The organism is Gilliamella sp. M0320, from assembly GCF_016101635.1.
Lineage (GTDB): Bacteria > Pseudomonadota > Gammaproteobacteria > Enterobacterales > Orbaceae > Gilliamella > Gilliamella apis.
In genome coordinates this window covers 1-5,903 of record NZ_JACFQD010000015.1, presented here as the reverse complement: position 1 = coordinate 5,903, position 5,903 = coordinate 1, and the positions used below count along the sequence as shown (strand labels likewise).

Sequence of the window (5,903 nt, the reverse complement as noted above, 5' to 3'; positions counted from 1 at the left end):
TGCATTGCCTCCAATTCCCATAATTTATTACGCCGATAATAACTTGGTGTAACCTTAAAAATGTACTTAAATCGACGTGTAAAAGATTGTTGGGAATCAAATTGATATTTTAATGCGATCTCAAGGATAGTTTTTTTCGTCAACCTCAACTCAACAGCCGCTTTCGTCAAACGACGAGCACGAATATAGCTAGCCAGTGTGACCCCTGTTACTTTTTTGAACAGCCGCTGAAAATACCACTTGGTATAACCCGCTTTATTCGCCACATCATCAAGCAGTAAAGACTGATCTAAATTATGTTCAATCCATAATAGAACATCTTTGATAACCGTTGTATGAAACTGCTTATCATCATATCTTAATTGGATGTTATTAGCTTTATTTTGATAGCGAGAATGCTGTTCAATATACATAAAATAACCTAAATGTTCTTAAGATTGTCACGACCACATCATCATGATACCATAAACATACTGACGGTATGTTATTTTAAATCTATCATGGAAAATAAAAATCATCAACAAGAAAATTTTAAGAGTACCTATCAATCACTGGTTAACTCAGCACGAATATTGTTTGTTGAAAAAGGCTATCAAGCTGTTTCAATAGATGAGATCTCGGGAAAAGCGTTGGTGACCAAAGGTGCCTTTTATCATCACTTTAAAAATAAAAAACAATTACTCAGTGCCTGTTATAAGCAGCAATTAATTATGATTGATGCCTACATCACAACAAAAACTGATTTAACAAATGGTTGGTCTGCCTTAGAAAGTATATTTGAACATTATCTTGATTATATTATTGATAATAATAAAAACCTTATCCCTATCCAAGAAGTGATGCCTATCATTGGTTGGAATGAACTTGAAAAAATTAGCCTTGAATACATTACTGGTAAGGTAAACGCCATTGTCAGCAAATTGATCCAAGAGAACCAACTTAAAGCTTATGATGATGATGTGCTTAAAAACTTACTCAATGGCTGGTTTATGCATATCGCAATACATGCGAAAAACCTAAAAGAGCTTGCCGATAAAAAAGGCCAATTTATTGCTATTTACCGCGGCTTTTTATTGAGCTTGAAAGATAAATAAAATAGATAGGTTTTATTTGAAGCTAAATCTTCTTTATCGTAAAAAATGCCCTCTTGGGTTATCAAGAGGGTCATTATATTTCGCGGAATAACATCATTTGGTGACGAAATAACTAAGCACTTGTCTCCTGTTTACTCCCCTGAGCTTGAGGGGTTAACATGAAGGTCATCGATAGCAGGATAATAATACAGTAAAACGCTAAACCAATAATCCAAATCCAGCCATCCCAAATTGGTAGTGAATGATTATAAATAACAGCAAACAGTAATGGGCCAATAACACCGGTTGCATTGGTAAGGCTCACCAATAATCCCTGTAAAGCACCTTGCTGATGACTCTTTGTTTGGATAGACATCACTCCCTGTAATGCAGGTAAAGCGATCCCACCACCAGCCAATAAAATTAAAACAGGGAAAACTAACCAACCTTCAGATATAAACGCTAAAAAGGCAAATGCACTACTATCTGCAATAAATCCGAGCAGTACTGCCGTTTTTTCGCCCCATTTAGTGGCTATTCTTCCTGCCACAAAGGCTTGGAATACTGAGTGTAAAAGACCAAGACCCGCTAATGAAAAGCCAACCATCATGCTATTCCATCCAAAACGATTTTCGGTAAATAGCACCCACACCGTTGCGGGAATTTGGCCTATCAATTGCGCTGAAAAATAAATAATCAACAAAATGGGCATCGTTTTAAATAAAGTGATGTATACCGAATTCGATTGCGTCTCAACCCCTACTTCGGTATCTGTATTATCACGTGTATTTTTGGTTTCACGGAACCAAAACATAACCACAAGGAAAGCGACAATATTTAGCAACGCAGCGATAAAAAAGGGACTATGCGGTGAAATCTCTCCTGCAAAACCACCAATAATAGGCCCCGCTATTAAACCAAGCCCAAAACTTGCCCCTAACCAACCGAACCACTTCACGCGTTGAGAAGCTGAGGTGGTATCGGCAATGACCGATGCCGCGACAGCCCCAGTAGCTCCTGTGATCCCTGAAAGCAAACGGCCTAAATACAGCATCCAAAGCGCACTTGAAAAAGCCAGCAATAAGTAATCCAGCGATGCGCCTATTAATGACAACAACAGCACTGGGCGCCGACCAAATCGGTCAGACATTTTTCCAAGCCAAGGAGCAAAGATAACCTGCATTAACGCATAAAGTGCAAGCAATACGCCAAAGTGGTTAGCGATATCTTCCGAAGCAATAAATTCACGTAATAACGTTGGCAAGACTGGCATGATAAGGCCAATCCCCATGGCATCGAGTAACGTAATTACCAATGCGATCTTTGTCGAACTATTCATTTCACTTTTCTCTATTACTGATAGGGAGTGGTAAAATAACTCTATCAATGATAGAGTGTCAACAAAAATTAGGAATTAATGATGTCTAGATTAGATAAAAGTAAAGTGATTAACAGCGCATTAGAGCTGCTTAATGAGGTCGGAATCGAAGGTTTAACAACCCGTAAACTCGCCCAGAAGCTAGGTGTAGAGCAGCCTACATTGTATTGGCATGTAAAAAATAAGCGGGCTTTGCTCGACGCCTTAGCCATTGAGATGTTAGATAGGCACCATACTCACTTTTGCCCTTTAGAAGGGGAAAGCTGGCAAGATTTTTTACGTAATAACGCTAAAAGTTTTAGATGTGCTTTACTAAGTCATCGCGATGGAGCAAAAGTACATTTAGGTACACGGCCTACAGAAAAACAGTATGAAACTCTCGAAAATCAATTAGCCTTTTTATGCCAACAAGGTTTTTCACTAGAGAATGCATTATATGCACTCAGCGCTGTGGGGCATTTTACTTTAGGTTGCGTATTGGAAGATCAAGAGCATCAAGTCGCTAAAGAAGAAAGGGAAACACCTACTACTGATAGTATGCCGCCATTATTACGACAAGCTATCGAATTATTTGATCACCAAGGTGCAGAGCCAGCCTTCTTATTCGGCCTTGAATTGATCATATGCGGATTAGAAAAACAACTTAAATGTGAAAGTGGGTCTTAAAAGCAGCATAACCTTTTTCCGTGATGGTAACTTCACGGTAACCAAGATGTCGAGTTAACCACCCTTTAGATTCATAAAGCGAAAATAATGCGGCTCCAACGTACCCACCTAAATGGAAACGGCGTTCACTCCAATCTAAACACGCACAACAGATTTTACGTGAATGTTTGGAAGGAACGTCAATTCCCATTTCATGAAAATATTGAATACCACTTAATGTGATCATTGAACCATTTTCAGTGATCCATTGCTGTTGACAAAGGGAATCATAGATCTTAACGGCAACTTCGCCAGCTAAATGATCATAGCAAGTACGTGCTTTTCGTAAATGCACTGGCGTGGAAACTTTGGCATGTACGCCATGGTTTAAGGAGATCCCCATCATACTTTCCATCAATTCAGCAATATCTTTTCCTGCTAGCCGAAAATAACGATGCTTGCCTTGAGCTACTACTGTGATTAGCTGGCAATCTAATAATTTAGATAAATGACTGCTCGCCGTTGAAGCTGATATATTCGCCACAGAACTTAGCTCAGTGGCCGTCCAAGCTCGCCCATCCATCAAAGCACTGAGTATTTTAACTCGTGAAATGTCAGACATAGCCGCCCCTATCGCGGCTATTGAGGACTCAAAGGTAACCTCTTTTCGTATTAAATTAGCCATCGCAAGTTCACTTTATTGCCCAAGGGAGCGTAACAGATGCAGCCATACTATCATTGTCCGTTATTAATATCAGTTGGTTAGCATGGTCACTGTATTGCACTAAAATATTAATGTTATTCTCCGCCAATACTCGTGCTATTTCGCCAAGTTCCCCCGGTTTTTCCTGTTTTAACTTACGAATTAATGGTGTCCGGATCGCAAGTACTAACAGTCCAGCTTGCTCTAGCGCTATTTTAGCTTCCTTTCCTTGTTCAACAAGAAAATGAGCATGGCATTCATCACCAACCGTAAATATCCCTCCCCCTTCCAATCCAATACCTTTATTACCTAATGTTTTTCCTAGTAATGCTAATTGTCCTATTTGATTATCTAAAACAACGTGAACATCAAACATTATCCTTGTCCTTTTTAAATGAATATTCGCGAGTAATATGAGCAATACTAATTTTGTAAAAATCAAATATTGACTCTCGCCCTTCTTGTTGAGCTTTCGCATGTAAAACATGATTTTTCCATTGCAGAACTGCTTATTCGTTTTCCCACCAAGATAGCGATAACATTTTTCCTTCTGTAGCTAGACTTTGAAAACGTTCAATTGAAATAAAACCAGCTACATGACTTAATAGTGGTCTTAACTCCTCAGCTAAAGTCAAATAGCGAGTTTGTTGGTCGGGTTGTATTTGCACCTCAAATATTACAGCAATCATATTTTTCTCCGTTATTAATCAACAAACAGAGTAATCCACCCGAAAATTAACACTTCGATAAGCAACGAAATATAGAAAGGTCATGCTGCTGTTTTATGTTGTATATCACACTTCTTTAAATTGCTCGGCCTGCGCTTATCATGTTCTCCTTCTCTTATAATTTTGTTTATTATTTATACTTTTTTATTTTTTGCTATCACCGAAAATAGTGCGGATCCCGCATGGTATTTAGGTTTACCCATCATTAAATACCATTGTTGTTATTTTAATCTTTTTAATATTTCATGATTAAGATCACACTAAAATTATGACCCTATTAACTAAAAGTTATGGATACCCTAATAAAACTCATTGTTAAAGATTAGTTAACCAAAGTAACTTCATTTTTCACTATTGTTAAATTGTTATAGTGAAAATTCTGGTAAACTAATAGAGGTAAAAAAATGATCCTAGATGCCAGTTATACATTATTAGTCGCATGTATCGCGCTACTCATAGGAATGTTTGTCGTAAAATTTACCCCGTTCCTACAAAAAAACCACATACCAGAAGCCGTCGTTGGTGGCTTTATTGTTGCAATTGTTCTGTTAATTATTGATAAAACATCAGGTTATTCGTTTACTTTTGATGCTTCATTGCAAAGTTTATTAATGCTCACATTCTTTTCCTCTATCGGGCTAAGTTCTGACTTTTCTCGACTGATTAAAGGAGGAAAGCCGTTAGTTCTATTAACTATTGCAGTAACGATCCTAATCGCCATTCAAAATACTGTCGGCATGAGTATGGCTGTCATGATGAATGAAAGTCCATTTATTGGCTTAATTGCAGGTTCAATTACTCTAACAGGTGGTCATGGTAATGCCGGAGCATGGGGCCCTATTCTCGCTGATAAATATGGTGTAACAGGCGCCGTTGAATTAGCGATGGCTTGTGCAACACTTGGATTAGTGTTGGGTGGTTTAGTTGGCGGCCCTGTTGCCCGTCATCTTTTGAAAAAGGTCTCTATTCCTAAAACAACCGAGCAAGAGCGCGACACTATCGTTGAAGCTTTTGAGCAACCAAGCGTCAAAAGAAAAATCAATGCAAATAACGTTATTGAAACCATTTCAATGCTGATTATCTGTATTGTTGTTGGTGGCTATATCAGTGCATTGTTTAAAGATACTTTTCTGCAACTGCCTACTTTTGTCTGGTGTTTATTTGTCGGTATTATTATCCGTAATACACTGACTCATGTATTTAAACACGAAGTGTTTGAGCCGACCGTCGATGTATTAGGTAGCGTTGCTTTATCGCTTTTCTTGGCAATGGCGTTAATGTCATTAAAATTTGGTCAATTGGCAAGCATGGCAGGGCCAGTATTAATTATCATTGCTGTACAAACTGTTGTCATGGTGCTATTTGCCTGCTTTGTC

Annotated in this window: 7 protein-coding genes and 1 pseudogene; 3 read left to right on the top strand and 5 right to left on the bottom strand. The window is 38.3% G+C overall.

What is annotated here, in order from left to right; all coding sequences use genetic code 11:
* Positions 1-413, bottom strand: a 413-nt coding sequence (locus H3T83_RS11250; RefSeq protein ID WP_001696766.1) for a helix-turn-helix domain-containing protein, incomplete at its 3' end; no start/stop codon positions are given.
* Between the two features lie 87 nt (positions 414-500).
* Between H3T83_RS11250 and tetC the strand changes: the two genes are divergently transcribed.
* Complete coding sequence (gene tetC, locus H3T83_RS11245; RefSeq protein ID WP_000428546.1) at positions 501-1,094, top strand: tetracyline resistance-associated transcriptional repressor TetC; 594 nt, start codon at positions 501-503, stop codon at positions 1,092-1,094.
* Positions 1,095-1,206: 112 nt separating this feature from the next.
* Here the strand turns inward: tetC and tet(B) are convergent, their stop codons facing one another.
* Positions 1,207-2,412, bottom strand: a complete 1,206-nt coding sequence (tet(B), locus tag H3T83_RS11240; RefSeq protein WP_001089068.1) for a tetracycline efflux MFS transporter Tet(B) — start codon at positions 2,410-2,412, stop codon at positions 1,207-1,209.
* Between the two features lie 81 nt (positions 2,413-2,493).
* Between tet(B) and tetR(B) the strand changes: the two genes are divergently transcribed.
* Entirely contained in the window at positions 2,494-3,117 is a 624-nt protein-coding gene (gene tetR(B), locus H3T83_RS11235) for a tetracycline resistance transcriptional repressor TetR(B) (RefSeq protein WP_000088605.1), read from the top strand.
* Here the strand turns inward: tetR(B) and H3T83_RS11230 are convergent.
* The 3 genes and pseudogenes from H3T83_RS11230 to H3T83_RS11220 all read right to left on the bottom strand — a co-directional run bounded on the left by H3T83_RS11230 (position 3,095) and on the right by H3T83_RS11220 (position 4,488).
* Entirely contained in the window at positions 3,095-3,781 is a 687-nt protein-coding gene (locus H3T83_RS11230; RefSeq protein WP_001284954.1) for a helix-turn-helix transcriptional regulator, read from the bottom strand. The two genes, tetR(B) and H3T83_RS11230, sit on opposite strands and share 23 nt — an antisense overlap.
* 7 nt (positions 3,782-3,788) lie before the next feature.
* Positions 3,789-4,175 (bottom strand): hypothetical protein, encoded by a 387-nt coding sequence (locus tag H3T83_RS11225; protein ID WP_000460651.1) that lies wholly within the window; start codon positions 4,173-4,175, stop codon positions 3,789-3,791.
* Positions 4,168-4,488, bottom strand: a pseudogene (locus H3T83_RS11220) (antibiotic biosynthesis monooxygenase). Before H3T83_RS11220 ends, H3T83_RS11225 begins: the two are co-directional and overlap by 8 nt.
* Before the next feature lie 443 nt (positions 4,489-4,931).
* Between H3T83_RS11220 and gltS the strand changes: the two are divergent.
* The coding region (gltS, locus tag H3T83_RS11215; RefSeq protein ID WP_042934338.1) for a sodium/glutamate symporter at positions 4,932-5,903 on the top strand (972 nt) is incomplete at its 3' end.

Excerpts from the sequence above, each read along its gene's own strand:
- H3T83_RS11230 (WP_001284954.1), bottom strand. The coding sequence starts at position 3,781 with ATGGCTAATTTAATACGAAAAGAGGTTACCTTTGAGTCCTCAATAGCC.
- tetC (WP_000428546.1), top strand. The coding sequence starts at position 501 with ATGGAAAATAAAAATCATCAACAAGAAAATTTTAAGAGTACCTATCAA.
- H3T83_RS11225 (WP_000460651.1), bottom strand. The coding sequence starts at position 4,175 with ATGTTTGATGTTCACGTTGTTTTAGATAATCAAATAGGACAATTAGCA.